Source organism: Marinobacter sp. NFXS11 (genome assembly GCF_040148675.1).
Taxonomy (GTDB): Bacteria; Pseudomonadota; Gammaproteobacteria; order Pseudomonadales; family Oleiphilaceae; genus Marinobacter.
The window spans coordinates 659,833-674,936 of sequence record NZ_JAGDDV010000001.1; the positions used below are offsets into that span (position 1 = coordinate 659,833).

The 15,104-nt window shown below is 57.3% G+C and carries 19 protein-coding genes; 11 read left to right on the plus strand and 8 right to left on the minus strand.

The window, feature by feature from the left end; translation table 11 throughout:
• Positions 1-12: 12 nt before the first annotated feature.
• From ptsN to J3362_RS03195, 8 genes are all read right to left on the minus strand, one after another.
• Positions 13-483, minus strand: a complete 471-nt coding sequence (gene ptsN, locus J3362_RS03160; RefSeq protein ID WP_349518093.1) for a PTS IIA-like nitrogen regulatory protein PtsN — start codon at positions 481-483, stop codon at positions 13-15.
• Between the two features lie 87 nt (positions 484-570).
• Complete coding sequence (hpf, locus tag J3362_RS03165; RefSeq protein WP_014577741.1) at positions 571-879, minus strand: ribosome hibernation promoting factor; 309 nt, start codon at positions 877-879, stop codon at positions 571-573.
• A gap of 100 nt (positions 880-979) precedes the next feature.
• Positions 980-2,500: an RNA polymerase factor sigma-54 gene (locus J3362_RS03170; protein ID WP_349518094.1), complete on the minus strand. Its 1,521-nt coding sequence runs from the start codon at positions 2,498-2,500 to the stop codon at positions 980-982.
• 157 nt (positions 2,501-2,657) lie between these two features.
• Positions 2,658-3,383 (minus strand): LPS export ABC transporter ATP-binding protein, encoded by a 726-nt coding sequence (lptB, locus tag J3362_RS03175; protein WP_349518095.1) that lies wholly within the window; start codon positions 3,381-3,383, stop codon positions 2,658-2,660.
• On the minus strand, positions 3,361-3,927 hold the full coding sequence (gene lptA / locus J3362_RS03180; protein WP_349518096.1) for a lipopolysaccharide transport periplasmic protein LptA: 567 nt from the start codon (positions 3,925-3,927) through the stop codon (positions 3,361-3,363). The genes lptB and lptA overlap by 23 nt, the downstream gene beginning before the upstream one ends.
• Positions 3,911-4,495, minus strand: a complete 585-nt coding sequence (gene lptC / locus J3362_RS03185; protein ID WP_349518097.1) for an LPS export ABC transporter periplasmic protein LptC — start codon at positions 4,493-4,495, stop codon at positions 3,911-3,913. Before lptC ends, lptA begins: the two co-directional genes overlap by 17 nt.
• Entirely contained in the window at positions 4,492-5,040 is a 549-nt protein-coding gene (locus J3362_RS03190) for a KdsC family phosphatase (protein WP_349518098.1), read from the minus strand. The genes lptC and J3362_RS03190 overlap by 4 nt, the downstream gene beginning before the upstream one ends.
• Positions 5,041-5,063: 23 nt before the next feature.
• Positions 5,064-6,044 (minus strand): KpsF/GutQ family sugar-phosphate isomerase, encoded by a 981-nt coding sequence (locus J3362_RS03195; RefSeq protein WP_349518099.1) that lies wholly within the window; start codon positions 6,042-6,044, stop codon positions 5,064-5,066.
• Between the two features lie 188 nt (positions 6,045-6,232).
• Here J3362_RS03195 and J3362_RS03200 point away from each other — a divergent pair, with 188 nt between their 5' ends.
• From J3362_RS03200 to J3362_RS03250, 11 genes are all read left to right on the plus strand, one after another.
• The gene (locus tag J3362_RS03200) at positions 6,233-7,045 is read left to right on the plus strand and encodes an ABC transporter ATP-binding protein (protein ID WP_349518100.1); all 813 of its coding nucleotides are present in this window, start codon (positions 6,233-6,235) and stop codon (positions 7,043-7,045) included.
• Positions 7,045-7,824, plus strand: coding sequence for a lipid asymmetry maintenance ABC transporter permease subunit MlaE (gene mlaE, locus J3362_RS03205; RefSeq protein WP_349518101.1), 780 nt, complete (start codon positions 7,045-7,047; stop codon positions 7,822-7,824). Before J3362_RS03200 ends, mlaE begins: the two co-directional genes overlap by 1 nt.
• A gap of 34 nt (positions 7,825-7,858) precedes the next feature.
• Positions 7,859-8,308 (plus strand): outer membrane lipid asymmetry maintenance protein MlaD, encoded by a 450-nt coding sequence (gene mlaD, locus J3362_RS03210; RefSeq protein ID WP_008170174.1) that lies wholly within the window; start codon positions 7,859-7,861, stop codon positions 8,306-8,308.
• Between the two features lie 32 nt (positions 8,309-8,340).
• Positions 8,341-8,994, plus strand: a complete 654-nt coding sequence (locus J3362_RS03215; RefSeq protein ID WP_349518102.1) for an MlaC/ttg2D family ABC transporter substrate-binding protein — start codon at positions 8,341-8,343, stop codon at positions 8,992-8,994.
• Positions 8,991-9,323 (plus strand): STAS domain-containing protein, encoded by a 333-nt coding sequence (locus J3362_RS03220; protein ID WP_349518103.1) that lies wholly within the window; start codon positions 8,991-8,993, stop codon positions 9,321-9,323. Before J3362_RS03215 ends, J3362_RS03220 begins: the two co-directional genes overlap by 4 nt.
• A 104-nt stretch (positions 9,324-9,427) precedes the next feature.
• A complete protein-coding gene (locus J3362_RS03225) occupies positions 9,428-9,670 on the plus strand; it encodes a BolA family protein (protein ID WP_008170179.1) in 243 nt (80 codons plus the stop codon).
• A gap of 28 nt (positions 9,671-9,698) precedes the next feature.
• Complete coding sequence (gene murA / locus J3362_RS03230; RefSeq protein ID WP_349518104.1) at positions 9,699-10,961, plus strand: UDP-N-acetylglucosamine 1-carboxyvinyltransferase; 1,263 nt, start codon at positions 9,699-9,701, stop codon at positions 10,959-10,961.
• A 40-nt stretch (positions 10,962-11,001) separates the two neighbouring features.
• The gene (gene hisG / locus J3362_RS03235) at positions 11,002-11,643 is read left to right on the plus strand and encodes an ATP phosphoribosyltransferase (protein ID WP_014577730.1); all 642 of its coding nucleotides are present in this window, start codon (positions 11,002-11,004) and stop codon (positions 11,641-11,643) included.
• 53 nt (positions 11,644-11,696) lie between these two features.
• Complete coding sequence (gene hisD / locus J3362_RS03240) at positions 11,697-13,001, plus strand: histidinol dehydrogenase (protein WP_349518106.1); 1,305 nt, start codon at positions 11,697-11,699, stop codon at positions 12,999-13,001.
• A 137-nt stretch (positions 13,002-13,138) separates the two neighbouring features.
• Positions 13,139-14,191, plus strand: a complete 1,053-nt coding sequence (gene hisC, locus J3362_RS03245; RefSeq protein ID WP_349518107.1) for a histidinol-phosphate transaminase — start codon at positions 13,139-13,141, stop codon at positions 14,189-14,191.
• A gap of 164 nt (positions 14,192-14,355) precedes the next feature.
• A complete protein-coding gene (locus J3362_RS03250; protein WP_349518108.1) occupies positions 14,356-15,099 on the plus strand; it encodes a Nif3-like dinuclear metal center hexameric protein in 744 nt (247 codons plus the stop codon).
• The last annotated feature ends 5 nt before the right edge of the window (positions 15,100-15,104 follow it).

The following is a 15,104-nucleotide window of genomic DNA, read 5'->3' on the forward strand; positions in this document are numbered from 1 at the left end:
CTGCAGTGAATATCAGCCGCCTGAGGCGGTCATGCGCTGGTACAGCGTGCTGGCGTCCTCGCATTGCCGGAGGCGATCACAGAATGACCGCTCGTTGAACTTCTCGGCCAGTTGGCTCAGCAGCTCAAGGTGCTCGCTGGTTGCCTCTTTTGGAACAATCAGGGCAAAGATCAGATCGACTGGCTGATTGTCGATAGCATCGAACTCCACGCTTTCTTCAAGCGTCATCAGCACACCCACCACGTGATCCAGTCCTTCCAGGCGGCAGTGGGGAATGGCAATTCCCTGGCCAATGCCGGTGCTGCCTAGGCGCTCACGGGAAATCAGGTTGTTGAAAAGCTGGGTCTCGCTGAGCGTATTGTCCTGATAGTTTATCTGCTCGGCAATAAACTCCAGGGCCCGTTTCTTACTGGACGCAGCTACCCTGCAGAGGGTGAGCTCCGGAGCAAGAATGTTGTCTATGGTCAGGGATGTGTCGCTCATGGATCGACTGCATTTCCGTTAAAAAAAAGGCCGCGACACGTTACTCATGTCGCAGCTCGATTAGATGAAGTGCATGAAAACAGCCCGTTAGCGAGAGCCGTTTCCGTGCATCCGTTCTACATTCTTTTCCTTGTGCTTGAGGATCTGACGGTCCAGCTTGTCGATAAGGGCATCAATGGCCGCGTACATATCCTCGTTTTCTGCCTTTGCGTGAATCTCACCACCTACCACGTGCAATGTGGCTTCCGCAATCTGGCGCACCTTTTCCACTTCCAGGGTGACCTGGCAGTTACTGATGTGGTCAAAGTGACGCTCGAGCTTCTCGAATTTCTCTGAAACGTAATCCTTCAGTGCGGGAGTCAGTTCTACGTGATGGCCTGAAATATTGAGTTGCATAGGCGTCTCCTGTTGTCATCATGCCGGCTCCCGGGAGCCGGTCTGGGTGCTGGCGCATTGTGCGCCGGCGAATACGTTGTTGCGTCCCGTCCTGGAGTATTCAGACCAGCCGCTTGCGTTCGTTGGACGGCGGAATGTGCATGGCCTCCCGGTACTTGGCAACGGTGCGTCGCGCAACCTTGATACCCTGTTCCCCTAGCATGGCTGCAATTTTACTGTCGCTCAATGGCTTTTTGGGTGTTTCGGCGGCAATCAGCTTCTTGATCATCGCGCGGATGGCCGTGGAAGAGCATTCCCCGCCCTCGTCAGTGCTGACATGGCTGGAGAAGAAATACTTCAGTTCGAATATGCCCCGCGGGGTATGCATGTATTTCTGGGTCGTAACGCGTGAAATCGTCGACTCATGCATTTCTACCGCCTGGGCGATGTCGGAAAGGATCAGCGGCTTCATCGCTTCTTCGCCGTGATCCAGGAATCCCTGCTGGTGCTCGACAATGCGGGTCGCCACTTTCAGCAGGGTCTCATTGCGGCTTTGCAGGCTCTTGATAAACCACTTGGCCTCCTGCAACTGATCGCGCAGGTAAGTGTTGTCTGCACTGCTGTCCGCACGCCTTATAAGTGAAGCATAGCTGGCATTCACCCGGATGCGCGGAGCAATTTCCGGATTCAGCTCAACGCGCCAGCGACCATTGTGCTTGCGAACGATGACGTCCGGAATGACGTAGTCGGGTTCGGCGCGGTCAATAACGTCGCCCGGCCTCGGATTCAGGCCGGTGATCAGCGCCAGGACTTCCCGGAGCTGATCTTCTTTCAGGCGGCTGCGGCGCAACAACTGGGCGTAGTCACGGTTGCCCAGCAGGTTGATGTAATGGGTAATCACCAGCCGTGCCTGGGCCAGCCAGGGGGTCTCCGGTGGCAACTGATTGAGCTGGATCAGCAGGCATTCCTGCAGATCCCGGGCGAACACGCCAGGAGGGTCAAAATGCTGCAGTCGGTGAAGAACCGCTTCTACTTCGTCCAGCTCAAGGGGGTCCTCGTCGTTTTCATCCAGCATCCCGGCATGGATATCTTCCAGAGCGCTCGTCAGATAGCCGCGTTCATCCACCGCATCCATCAACGCGTGGGCAATGGCTTGGTCCCGCTCACTCAGCGGAGTCAGGTTGAGCTGCCATTCCAGGTGATCCTGAAGCGTCTCGGTGGGCGAGTTTCGGGTCTCGAAATCGTGGTCGTTTTCGTCGTCATTGCGGGCTGCCGGGGCGGGAGCGGACTGGTAAATGTCGTCCCAGGCTGTGTCGACCGGCAGGTCGTCCGGGATGTTATCCGGAATATCGTTTTCAGACGACCAGTCGGGGCCGTTTTCGGATTCGTCCCAGTCGCTGGAAGGTTCCGGTGTGGTCTCCGCGGCAGACTCAGCTGCGTTGGCCTCGCGCTCGTCACTCTCGGTAGCCGTGTCGGTCTGATCGTCGTCCTCGGATGTCTCCAGCATGGGGTTGGATTCCAGTGCCTGCTGGATTTCCTGTTGGAGGTCGAGGGTAGAGAGCTGGAGAAGCCGGATCGCCTGTTGCAGCTGGGGTGTCATGGTCAGGCTCTGACCCAGCTTTAACTGTAAGGAGGCTTTCATAACCATGGTTCAGGATCCGTCACTCATCAGCGCTTTGTGTCATAGGTCTTGAAAAAATCTTTATATGCCGGTTACTTGCCGCGGTTTTTCGTTACCCTAGCAAGTTCTTTGCCGAGTTTACTTGCTACAGATCATCAAAACAATGAGCCATTCACTGTCAAAGCCTGAATTCGTCCCCGAGGTAAACTTCCTTGACCTGTTGATTGGCCAGGATCGCATCGGCATTGCCGGAGGCGATAATGTGCCCGCCCGACACAATGTACGCGTTCTCGCAGATATCGAGAGTCTCGCGCACGTTATGGTCGGTGATCAGCACGCCAATCCCCTTGTCCCGCAGGTGCCGGATGATGTGCTTGATGTCGCTGACGGATATAGGGTCAACGCCGGCGAAGGGCTCATCCAGCAGGATGAAAGCCGGCTCCATGGCCAGGGCCCGGGCAATTTCCACCCGTCGCCGCTCACCACCGGACAGGGCCATACCAACGCTGTCCCGGATATGGGTGATGTGGAACTCCTCCAGCAGCGCCTCGAGCTTTTTCTGCCGGTCTGCCTTGCTCAGGCCCTGCCGCGTCTCAAGGATCGCCATGATATTGTCACGCACAGACAGTTTGCGGAAAACCGAGGCTTCCTGTGGCAGATAGCCGATGCCCTGACGGGCCCGACCGTGCATCGGCAGCGGCGTAATATCCCGGCTGTCGATGGTTATCCGCCCGTGATCGGCGGGTACCAGCCCAACGATCATGTAGAAACAGGTGGTTTTCCCGGCGCCGTTGGGGCCTAGCAGTCCGACAATTTCTCCGCTTCGAATTTCCAGGGAGACGTCGATAACCACTTTTTTCTGTTTGTAACTCTTTGCCAGGTTACTGGCTCTCAGAACTGCCATCGGTTTCCTGTTTGTCAGTGCGTCTGTCGGCGCTGCGCGGCTGGATCACCATTTCTACCCGGCCACTGCCATCGCCCGTGTCGGCGCCGCCCTCTGCGGTCACAACACGTCCAGCGGTATCATAGTGAATCACGTCGCCGCGGAACAGGTTGCCATTCTGCTCAATCACCGCTTCCCGTTCAAAGGTCAGCTGACTGTCGGTAGCAGACCAGGTAATGTTCAGGGCGCGGGCATCGGTTTCACCTTCACCCTCGCGCGCCGGCTGCCTGTATCTTGCGGGGGTTCCGGAGGCCTCGATCCGGCTCAGGCCGTTCTCTGTGCGGTACAGGACCACACGCTCCGCGTTCAGGCGGGTTTTGCCCTGTTCAAGCTCCACATCGCCGGTGTAAGTAGCAATGCCCTGGCCATCGTCCAGGCGGGCGTTGTCGGCGGTAACCTTGATGGGGATGTCGGAATCAAGGTCGAAAGCCGCCACCGGGCCAGCCATTGCGATTGTCAGCAGGGCAGCCAACAGGCTCCGGTATCGGTTAGTTTCCGGTTTCATAGCGTCCTTCCACCTGGGAGTTCAGTTCCAGAATCCGCTCGTCAATCCACGCTTTCATGCCCGTGGCCCGGGTAACTCCGGTAACGTCGCGTATTTCTACGGGTGCGTCTGTATATACCATGCCCCGGTCATTATCCAGCGTCAGTGTTGATGTTGTCAGAGTGGCGTCCCGTTCACCAATACTGCGCTGAATCCGGACATTGTCAGTGAGATAGACCAGGTTCTGGTTTTGCAGCAGGCTGCCATTCTCGGCCTCAACAATCCAGGGCAGGACATTGTCGCCGCCATACAGTTCAGCACGGGGAGACTCCATGGTGGCCAGGTTACCTTCTTCGAACTGCTCAATGCGGGGGCTGGAGAACCGGATTTTCAGCTTGCCCGATTCGTCGAATGACGTGTAATTGCCATTGACCACAAAGCCGTCCGGTTCGGCATCGCCCCGCAGCGCGGCTGCCTCATCATCAATGACCGGCGGCTCATCGCTTTGCCAAAGCAAAAAGACCGCGGCCACCACGGTGCCAGCCAGCGCCAGCGTTCGCAGCCAGGGCCGGTCCGGAAGCCAGTTCACGCCTCGAGCTCCAGGTAGGGTGCAAGCGCGGCATCAAGCTTGCCATGGGCAGTCAGCAGCAGGTCGCAGGCTTCCCGCACCGCGCCCTCGCCACCCCGGGCTTGGGTGCAGTAATCGGCATGTTGCTGCACCAGCCAGTAACCATTGGGTACGGTGATTCCGAGCCCGGCGAACCGGAGCGCCGGCAGGTCAGGAAGATCATCGCCCATGTAGGCGATGGCTTCAGGGCTGAGGTCCATGGTGCCGACCAGTTCCTGCAGGGCCACTTTCTTGTCCTCACGGCCCTGCATAAGATGCGGGATGCCCAGATCACGCATGCGCTTCTCGGTCAGGGGTGACTTTCGACCGGTAATAACGGCCACAGTGATGCCAGATGCCATGAGTTGCTTGAGCCCAAGGCCGTCCAGAATGTTGAACGACTTGAGTTCATCACCGTTGGCACTGAAGTAAAGCTTGCCATCGCTCATGATGCCGTCCACATCCAGTGCGATCAGTCGGATTTTGGCGGCTTTTTCCAGCAGTGGCTCAGGCCATTGGCGCTTCATGTTGAATGGCTCCTCGTGGCCCATCAGATTACGCCGGCCCGCAGCAGGTCGTGCATGTTGATTGCGCCGATAAGAGCACCGCTATCGTTTGTCACGGGCAGGGCATTGATCTTCATTTCCTCCATGATATTCAGCGCTTCTGCCGCCAGATGATCAGCCTGGATGGTTTTACCATTCCGCGTCATGACCTCATTGATGGGCGTATTATGAATATCCACCGACCGGTCCAGAGTCCGTCGCAGGTCACCGTCCGTAAATATCCCGGTGAGAGTACCTTCCTGATCGATGACCGTGGTCATGCCGAGGCCCTTGCGGGAGATTTCCAGGAGAGCGCCGCTCAGGAGCGTGCCCTCGTTAACAACTGGGATCTGATCGCCAGTATGCATGATGTCGGAAACCCGCAGCAGCAGCCGGCGACCCAGGCTGCCACCGGGATGGGAGAACGCAAAATCCTCGGCACTGAAGCCGCGGGCTTCGAGCAGTGCGACCGCCAGGGCATCGCCCATGACCAGGGTAGCCGTTGTTGAGGAGGTGGGTGCCAGGCCCAGTGGGCAGGCTTCCACCATGACGCTGACGTCCAGGTTGGCGACGGCTTCCCGGGCCAGGGTGGATCCGGCATTACCGGTCATGCTGATCAGCGGGGCGCCCATACGTTTGATCAGGGGCAGAATCGTGACCACCTCGCTGGTGTTGCCACTATTGGAAATGGCGATGACAACGTCCTGCGGTGTGATCATGCCCATGTCGCCGTGGCTTGCTTCTCCGGGATGCACGAAAAACGACGGTGTACCGGTACTGGCAAGGGTGGCCGCTATCTTGTTGCCGATGTGGCCGGATTTTCCCATGCCGGTCACCACAACGCGGCCCTTGCAGTTCATGATGACTTCGCAGGCACGGGTGAACTGGTCGTCGATCCGGCTTTCAAGTGCATCAATGGCGTCACGCTCAATGCGAATGGCACGGATGGCAGAAGATCGGAAATCGTGGGCAGTCTGTTCGGTCATCGGGCTACGGGCCTGGTTATCGGGACATTGAAAATATTGGGCAGAGTATACCATTTTCACCTGGCAACGATGCCCGGTTACAGGAAGTTCAGTCAAACTGATCATTGCTATCAGTACATTTTGCGCTCTTTGGATTGAGCTCGTGCGCTCCATGGCATAATGTAGCGCCTCTTTGAAAGGTAGGGACTATGGATTCACCGGCTTACATATCGCTCAAGGATGTCGTGTTCTCCCGCTCCGGGCGCCGTATCTTCGACGGTGTCAGTCTGGATATTCCCCGCGGCAAAATTACTGCCATTATGGGACCCAGCGGAACCGGTAAAACCACGCTGCTGCGTCTTATTGGTGGTCAGCTCAAGCCGGATTCCGGCAGTGTCGTGGTGGACGGCCACGAGGTTCCAAAGCTCAAGCGCAAGGCTCTCTACAGTCTGCGCGAACGGATGGGCATGCTCTTTCAGAGCGGGGCGCTGTTTACCGATCTGAGTGTGTTCGAGAACGTTGCCTTTCCGCTCCGCGTGCACACAAAGTTGCCGGAAGACATGATCCGCGACATTGTTCTTATGAAGTTGGAAGCTGTCGGCCTGCGAGGCGCCCGCCAGCTGATGCCTTCGGAATTGTCCGGTGGCATGACCCGCCGGGTTGCCCTGGCCCGCAGTATTGCCCTGGATCCCGAACTGATCATGTACGACGAGCCCTTCGCCGGCCAGGATCCGATTGCCATGGGCGTGCTGGTCAAGCTGATACGGGATCTGAACAGTTCCATGGGCCTTACCAGTGTGCTGGTCTCCCACGATGTGCCCGAATCCCTGAGCATCTGCCATTACGCCTGCATTATTTCCGATGGCAAGGTAATCGGTGAGGGCACACCGGAGGAGCTGCAGGCGCACCCTTCCGGGAAGGTTCAGCAATTCTTGCAGGGGCAGCCGGATGGCCCGGTGCCATTCCATTATCCGGCCGAAGGCGCTGCCCGGGACTTCGGCCTGTCAGGAGGTGCCTCTTGATGGACAGAATAGCGGCATTCGGACGCCTCGGGCTGGATCTAGTCTCGTCATTCGGCCGTTCCGGTCGTTTTCTGGCGGGCGTTCTGGGCGGTGTTCCCCGGCCGGCAACCGGTTTCCCGCTTCTGCTTAAACAGATTTATGCCGTTGGCGTGCTTTCTCTGGCCATTGTTGTGGTATCGGGCCTGTTTATCGGCATGGTGCTGGGACTTCAGGGGTACACTATTCTGAGCGACTACGGCTCGGAAGCGGCCATCGGCCAGATGATTGCGCTGACCCTGGTGCGTGAGCTTGGCCCGGTGGTGACAGCCTTGCTGTTTGCGGGCCGCGCGGGTTCGGCTCTGACGGCAGAGATTGGCTTGATGAAAGCCACCGAACAGCTATCCAGTATGGAAATGATGGGCGTGGACCCGCTGCGGCGTGTCGTTGCGCCTCGCCTCTGGGCCGGGTTTATTGCCATGCCGGTGCTGGCGGTGATTTTCTCGGTGGTCGGCATCTGGGGCGGCATGCTTGTGGGTGTGGACTGGTTGGGCGTGTTCGAAGGCTCCTTTTGGGGCAACATGCAGTCCTCTGTGGATTTTGTGGATGATGTCCTGAACGGCGTCATCAAAAGCGTTGTTTTTGGCTTTGTCTGCGCCTGGATTGCGGTATACCAGGGCTATGACTGTGTGCCGACATCGGCAGGTATCAGTTCGGCGACCACCAAGACGGTGGTGTACTCATCGCTGGCGGTGCTGGGGCTGGATTTTGTACTGACCGCTGTCATGTTTGGCGATTTCTGAAACATCGATCAACGAGATATTACCGGAGCCGGAAATGGCACAGAGAACCACTGAAATCGTAGTTGGCCTGTTCATGATCGCAGGCTGCGCAGCGCTGCTTTTCCTGGCGTTGCAGGTTAGCGGGCTGTCGCCGAAGTCGGCCGAGAGCACCTATACCATTTACGCCAATTTCAACGATACCGGCGGACTAACGCCCCGCGGTCGGGTCTCAATGGCCGGGGTAACGGTTGGCACCATTGAATCCATCAGCCTGAACACGGAAACCTTCCAGGCTCGCGTGGAGATGTCGATTCATTCGGATGTGGACAATATCCCGTCGGACAGTTCCGCAGTTATACGTACATCCGGCCTGCTCGGCGAGCAGTACATTGATATATCGATTGGCGCCGAGATGGATTCGCTGAAAGAAGGCGATACCTTCTATTCGACACAGTCGGCCATGAACCTGGAGCGGCTGATCAGCAACTTTGCATCGGGCCGTTGATTCGGGCCGGAAAGATCAAACAGGAGATCCTGATGTTTGCACTGAGACACCACATTCTGATCGGCCTCTTCATGGCCCTGGCTCTGGTTGCGCCGACCCAGGCAAGTGAAGCCGAGGAGCTTCGCAAGTATGTGGACGCCAATACCCAGCGGCTGGTGGACAAGCTGAACGAAGAGCGGGGACTTTACGAGCGGGATCCGGAGGCTTTTTATAAAAGCATGGATGAGGCTCTGACCGATTTTGTCGACTTCCGCCGCATCGCTGCCAGGGTGATGGGTCGCTACGCACGCCAGACGACGCCCGAACAGCGGGATGCTTTTGTGGTCAAGTTCAAGCGCAGTCTTTTCGACAGCTACGCCCAGGCGCTGGTTAATGCCGAGGATTTCGAAATCCAGGTGAAGGAAGCAACCATCAACCCCCAGAGTGAAGATCGAGCTTCTGTGCAGATGGAAGTGATCAGTGCCTCTGGTAATCGGTACCCGGTGACCTATTCGATGTACAAGACAGCAGAAGGCAAGTGGCTGATGGAAAATGTCATTGTTGAGGGCGTAAACATAGGCCTGGCTTTCCGGGATCGATTCGGCCAGGAAATGGAAGAAAACCGCGGCCAGATCCAGGCGGTGATTGATGGTTGGAGCGACGCTGTTGAAAGCTTGAACCTCGATCAGGAAGTCAACAAATCGTGACAAGCGGCTCGCCTGTGGTTCAGCTCATGGACGGCGCGCTCGTGGTTACCGGTGAAGTGAACACAGACACCGTGATCGGCTTGAGAAAGCAGGGTGAGAAGCTCATAAGCTCTGCTTCTGCCGATCTGGTGGTCGACCTCGATGGACTGGTGACGGCCCACAGTGCGGTTCTCTCCATGCTGCTCTGCTGGCAGCGTCTGGCGCACCAGACGGGCGTTGCCCTTTCGTTTCGTGGCGTCAGCGGCCGTCTGGCCTCGCTGGCAGCCCTGAGCAATCTTGATGATCAGCTTGAGGGATTTGGTCCGGAAGCTGTCCATCCCGCCCATTGATTATTCCGGCCTCGCTCCCTTTGTTTGCCGGACGCTAAAGCTGACCCGAGCGCCGGAATTGGTTACAATCTCGCCCCTGATTTCAAAACACCCGAGGATTTTCTATGGATGCCGCCCAAGTAACCGAGCTGGTCAAGGAAGCGTTGCCCGGCTGTGAAGTTCAGGTACAGGTTGATGGTACCCATTACCTGGTCGTCGTGGTGGGTGACGTATTCGAAGGCCTGCCGACTATCAAGCGCCAGCAGCTGATCAACAAGGCGCTGTTCCAGCAGATCATGGATGGCTCGATTCACGCCCTTCATCCAAAAGCATTTACGCCGGCCGAATGGGCTGAGCGCCAGGGCTGATTGGCCCGGACAAAACAGGATATTTATTGTGGATAAACTTCTGATCAGGGGCCGCAAGCCTCTGGATGGTGAAATCCGGATTTCCGGTGCCAAGAACGCCGCACTGCCGATCCTGGCAGCAACGCTGCTGGCGGATGAGCCGGTAACCGTCGGTAATCTCCCGCACCTGCACGATGTAACCACCATGATCGAGCTTCTGGGCCGCATGGGTGTTGAAGTGATCATTGATGAAAAAATGAGCGTGGAAATCTACGCCAACACCATCGAACACTTCCATGCCCCTTATGAGCTGGTGAAAACCATGCGAGCCTCTATCCTGGTACTGGGTCCTCTGGTCGCTCACTTCGGCGAAGCAGAAGTATCCCTGCCGGGCGGTTGTGCGATCGGTAGTCGCCCGGTGAATCTGCATATCCACGGCCTGGAAATGATGGGAGCGGACATCAAGGTCGAGAATGGCTATATCAAGGCCAAGACCAACGGTCGCCTGAAGGGCGCGCACATTTTCCTGGATACGGTCACTGTAACGGGTACCGAGAATCTTATGATGGCGGCTGCCCTGGCCGACGGAAAAACCATCCTGGAAAACGCGGCCCGCGAACCGGAAGTCGTTGACCTCGCCGAATGTCTGATCGCCATGGGCGCAGACATCAAAGGTCACGGTACCGCCACCATCGAAATCAACGGTGTTGAGCGCCTGCACGGTTGCCATTACAACGTACTGCCAGACCGGGTTGAGACCGGGACCTACCTGGTGGCTGCGGCGGCTACCGGGGGCCGGGTCAAGCTCAAGGATACCCGTGAAGACCTGCTCGAAGCCGTTGTGCTTAAGCTTGAAGAGGCCGGCGCCCACATCAACACCGGCCCGGACTGGATTGAACTGGACATGAAAGGCAACCGCCCGAAAGCGGTTAGCCTGCGTACAGCGCCATATCCGGCCTTCCCGACCGACATGCAGGCGCAGTTTGCTGCGATGAACGCCGTGGCCGAAGGCACCGGTACCATTGTGGAAACCGTGTTCGAGAACCGGTTCATGCACCTTCAGGAACTGATCCGCATGGGTGCGGATATCACGCTTGAGGGCAATGCCGCGATCATCAAGGGCGTGGACCACCTCACCGGTGCGCCGGTTATGGCCACGGACCTCAGGGCCTCGGCAAGCCTTGTCATTGCCGGCCTCATGGCCGACGGCGATACCATCGTAGACCGCATCTATCACATTGACCGCGGTTACGAATGTATTGAAGAGAAACTGCAGTTGCTGGGTGCCACCATCCGCCGCCTGCCAGCGTGAAAGACATCTATCCAGACAATACGGGAAACCGGATAAATCCATGACAGATTCCATAACCATCGCCTTGTCGAAGGGACGAATCCTGGAAGAAACCCTGCCGCTGTTGGCGGAAGCAGGAATCGAACTGATCGACGACGTCAAAAAGTCGCGCAAACTGGTGTTCCCGACAACGGACCCCAATGTTCGGGTTCTGATTATCCGGGCCACAGACGTGCCGACTTATGTTCAGTACGGCGGGGCTGACCTTGGTGTGACCGGCAAGGACGTGCTGATGGAGCATGGTGGGGAAGGGCTGTATGAGCCACTGGATCTGAACATTTCCCGGTGTCGCCTTATGACCGCCGGCCCGAAAGATCAGACTCCGCCATCCGGTCGTATCAAGGTGGCAACGAAATTCGTGAACCTGGCCCGCAGATATTACTCGGCCCAGGGGCGTCAGGCCGACATCATCAAGCTGTACGGCGCCATGGAGCTGGCTCCGATTCTCGGGCTGGCCGACGAGATCGTCGACATTGTCGACACCGGCAACACGCTGAAGGCGAACGGTCTCGAGGCCCGGGAACTGATTGAGCACATCAGCAGCCGGCTGGTCGTCAATCGTGCCTCCATGAAGATGAAACACGAGCGTATTAACCCCATAATCGAAAAGATGTCCGCAGCTGTGGATAAACGCCGGACCTGATGTCAGGGCCGGCCAGAGTCAGTTAGTTGTTAATCCCATACAGGATTTGAGTTATGACCGCCAAGATCACCCGATTGAACGCTTCCCAAAGTGACTTTAATGATGCGTTGGCCAAACTTTTGGCCTGGGACGACAGCGTTGATCATCAGGTGAACGAGTCGGTGCGCCATATCCTGCATGAGGTGAAAACCCGGGGTGACCAGGCGGTTCTGGAATTTACCGAGAAATTCGATCGCCTGAAGGTTGGGTCCGTCGCCGAGTTGGAAATGGACCAAAGCCGTTTGCAGCAGGCTCTGGACGCGATTCCCCAGGACCAGCGGGTTGCCCTTGAAAAAGCGGCTGAGCGAATTCGCGACTACCACGAACGCCAGAACCAGAAGTCCTGGCAGTATGAGGACGAAGACGGAACCGTGCTTGGCCAGAAGGTAACGCCTTTGGACCGGGCGGGCTTGTACGTGCCCGGCGGCAAGGCTGCTTACCCGTCATCCGTGCTCATGAACGCTATTCCGGCAAAGGTCGCGGGCGTCGGTGAAGTGGTGATGGTCGTTCCGACCCCGGATGGTGTTGTGAACGACATGGTTCTGGCCTCCGCAGCCATCGCAGGCGTTGACCGCGTATTCACCGTTGGTGGTGCCCAGGCCGTGGGCGCGCTGGCCTTTGGTACGGAAACCATCCCGGCCGTGGATAAAATCGTCGGCCCCGGCAATATTTTCGTTGCCACCGCCAAGCGTGAAGTATTTGGCGTCGTCGGCATCGACATGATTGCCGGCCCGTCGGAAATCCTCGTGATCAGTGACGGAAAGACCGACCCCGACTGGATCGCCATGGACCTCTTCTCCCAGGCAGAACACGACGAACAGGCCCAGTCCATCCTGATCAGCCCGGATGCTGAATTCCTTGACGCTGTCGAAGCCAGTATCAACAAACTGCTTCCAACCATGGAACGTGCCGACATCATCCGCACCTCCATGACTGACCGCGCCGCGTTGATCCACGTCGCCGATCTGAAACAAGCCGCCGAAGTGTCCAACCGCATCGCTCCGGAACACCTGGAGCTGTCGGTTGAAGAACCCGAGGCCATGCTCAATGACATTCGCCACGCCGGCGCCATCTTCATGGGCCGCTACACCGCCGAAGCCTTGGGTGACTACTGCGCCGGTCCGAACCACGTGCTGCCCACCAGCGGTACCGCACGGTTCTCCTCACCTCTGGGCGTCTACGACTTCCAGAAGCGGTCCTCCATCATCGGCTTCAGCGCTGCCGGTGCAGACCGCATGGGTCGGGTGGCGTCGGTCCTGGCCCGTGGCGAGGGCTTAACCGCCCACGCCCGTTCGGCAGAATACCGTATTAAAGATTGAGGTGGATTGTTGGCTTATTTGTCGGATTACGCTTCGCTAATCCGACCTACAATCCCAATTGACGCCGGAATCCCGTAGGTCGGATTAGGCGAAGCCGTAATCCGACAGCTATTCCCGCCGTTTATTAGGAGCCAAAAATGAGCAAATTCTGGAGTCCCCTGGTAAACGACCTGGTTCCATATGTCCCAGGCGAACAGCCAAAAATGGCCAACCTGGTGAAGCTGAACACCAACGAAAACCCCTTCGGCCCCTCACCAAAAGTCATCGAAGCCATCCAGGCCGAACTGAACGACGGCTTGCGCCTCTATCCCGATCCGGAAGGCGAAAGCCTGCGCGAGACCATTGCGGCTTACCACAAGATAACGCCGGAACAGATCTTCCTCGGCAACGGCTCCGATGAAGTCCTGGCCCACATCTTCTTCGGTTTGTTCCAGCACGGCGAACCGATCCTGTTCCCGGACATCACCTATAGCTTCTATCCGGTTTACTGTGGCCTCTACAACATCGAGAGCAAAAAAGTACCGCTGACAGAAAGCTTTGAAATCAACCCGGACGACTTCAAGCAACCCAACGGCGGCGTGATCTTCCCGAACCCGAATGCGCCAACCGGTCGGTATATGGAGTTGCAGCATGTGGAAGAAATCCTGGCTGCCAATCCGGACCGCGTCGTGGTTGTGGATGAGGCCTACATTGATTTTGGCGGCGAGTCGGCAATCACCCTGGTCGACAAATACCCGAACCTTCTGGTCTCCCAAACGCTCTCCAAGGCGCGTTCACTGGCGGGATTGCGTGTAGGTTTTGCCGTTGGTCATCCGGACCTGGTCGAGGCCCTGAACCGTGTGAAGAACAGCTTCAACAGCTACCCGCTGGACCGCCTGGCCCTCGCCGGTGCGAAAGCAGCCTACGAGGATGAGGCCTGGTTCCGGAAGTGCTGCGATGGCGTAATCTCCGAGCGGGAGCGTGTAACGGCCGCTCTCGAGGAGCTGGGTTTTGAGGTGTTACCCTCAAAGGCAAACTTTATCTTTGCCCGTCATAAAGAGCAGCCGGGTGAGGTTTTGGCGAAGAGCCTTCGTGAGCAGGGCATTATCGTTCGGCACTTCAACAAGCCCCGAATCAGCGAGTTCCTGCGCATCACCATCGGCACTGTTGAGCAGAATGATGCGTTGATTGCTGGCCTCGAATCACTCTAGCCTGAGTATTGGCGGGTAGAGCCGGGTGGGCACTCCTCTCCGGGAAACGCTACGAGCACATCCATGTGCGCTTGGCGTCGGCCATCCATGGCCGCCGACATTCCCGGAGAGGAGCGCCCACCCGTCTCGTCGAGCTTCCGTAAAATAGTCAGGAGCTTAGTTTTATGGCGAATCGAAACGACATTCTGAAGAAAATTAACGAGTGGCTACAGCCGGAGAATTTTCAGGATTACTGCCCAAATGGCCTTCAAGTTGAAGGCGCCTCCGAGATAAATACCATTATTTCCGGCGTAACCGCCTCAAAAGCGCTTATTGAAGCCGCCAGCGAAGCAAACGCCGATATGATCCTCGTCCACCACGGTTACTTCTGGAAAGGTGAGGACCAGCGAATCCAGGGCATGAAACGTGAACGCTTGAAACAGCTTTTGGACAACGACATCAATCTTGTCGCCTACCACCTCCCGCTGGATGACCATCCCGAATACGGCAACAACCGTCAGCTGGCGGACGTTCTCAATATCAGGAATCCACGCCCGCTTGGCGGTCTGGTCTGGGAAGGTGAGCTTGAAGAAGCAATGTCTCCCGAGAAATTCGGTCTTCACATCGCGAGACAGCTTCACCGTGAACCGCTCTGGGTTGGAGAAGGTCCGACTGCGATCAAGCGGGTAGGGTGGTGTACCGGTGCTGCACAGGGGTTTATTAACACTGCTCTGGACGCTGGCCTCGATGCCTACATAAGCGGTGAAATCTCCGAGCCGACGACGCACACGGCGAGGGAGTGCGGCATTCATTACTACGCTGCCGGGCATCACGCTACTGAACGGTACGGCGTTCAGGCTCTAGGGAAGGCGTTGGAGGAGGCGTTTGGGGTAAACCACAAATTTATTGATTGCGATAACCCTGTCTAATCAGG

Bases quoted from the DNA above. Each gene is read 5' to 3' on its own strand.
- ptsN (WP_349518093.1), bottom strand. From the start codon at position 483: ATGAGCGACACATCCCTGACCATAGACAACATTCTTGCTCCGGAGCTC.
- hpf (WP_014577741.1), bottom strand. From the start codon at position 879: ATGCAACTCAATATTTCAGGCCATCACGTAGAACTGACTCCCGCACTG.
- J3362_RS03170 (WP_349518094.1), bottom strand. From the start codon at position 2,500: ATGAAAGCCTCCTTACAGTTAAAGCTGGGTCAGAGCCTGACCATGACA.
- lptB (WP_349518095.1), bottom strand. From the start codon at position 3,383: ATGGCAGTTCTGAGAGCCAGTAACCTGGCAAAGAGTTACAAACAGAAA.
- lptA (WP_349518096.1), bottom strand. From the start codon at position 3,927: ATGAAACCGGAAACTAACCGATACCGGAGCCTGTTGGCTGCCCTGCTG.
- J3362_RS03190 (WP_349518098.1), bottom strand. From the start codon at position 5,040: ATGAAGCGCCAATGGCCTGAGCCACTGCTGGAAAAAGCCGCCAAAATC.
- J3362_RS03195 (WP_349518099.1), bottom strand. From the start codon at position 6,044: ATGACCGAACAGACTGCCCACGATTTCCGATCTTCTGCCATCCGTGCC.
- J3362_RS03200 (WP_349518100.1), top strand. From the start codon at position 6,233: ATGGATTCACCGGCTTACATATCGCTCAAGGATGTCGTGTTCTCCCGC.
- mlaE (WP_349518101.1), top strand. From the start codon at position 7,045: ATGGACAGAATAGCGGCATTCGGACGCCTCGGGCTGGATCTAGTCTCG.
- mlaD (WP_008170174.1), top strand. From the start codon at position 7,859: ATGGCACAGAGAACCACTGAAATCGTAGTTGGCCTGTTCATGATCGCA.
- J3362_RS03215 (WP_349518102.1), top strand. From the start codon at position 8,341: ATGTTTGCACTGAGACACCACATTCTGATCGGCCTCTTCATGGCCCTG.
- J3362_RS03225 (WP_008170179.1), top strand. From the start codon at position 9,428: ATGGATGCCGCCCAAGTAACCGAGCTGGTCAAGGAAGCGTTGCCCGGC.
- hisG (WP_014577730.1), top strand. From the start codon at position 11,002: ATGACAGATTCCATAACCATCGCCTTGTCGAAGGGACGAATCCTGGAA.
- hisD (WP_349518106.1), top strand. From the start codon at position 11,697: ATGACCGCCAAGATCACCCGATTGAACGCTTCCCAAAGTGACTTTAAT.
- hisC (WP_349518107.1), top strand. From the start codon at position 13,139: ATGAGCAAATTCTGGAGTCCCCTGGTAAACGACCTGGTTCCATATGTC.
- J3362_RS03250 (WP_349518108.1), top strand. From the start codon at position 14,356: ATGGCGAATCGAAACGACATTCTGAAGAAAATTAACGAGTGGCTACAG.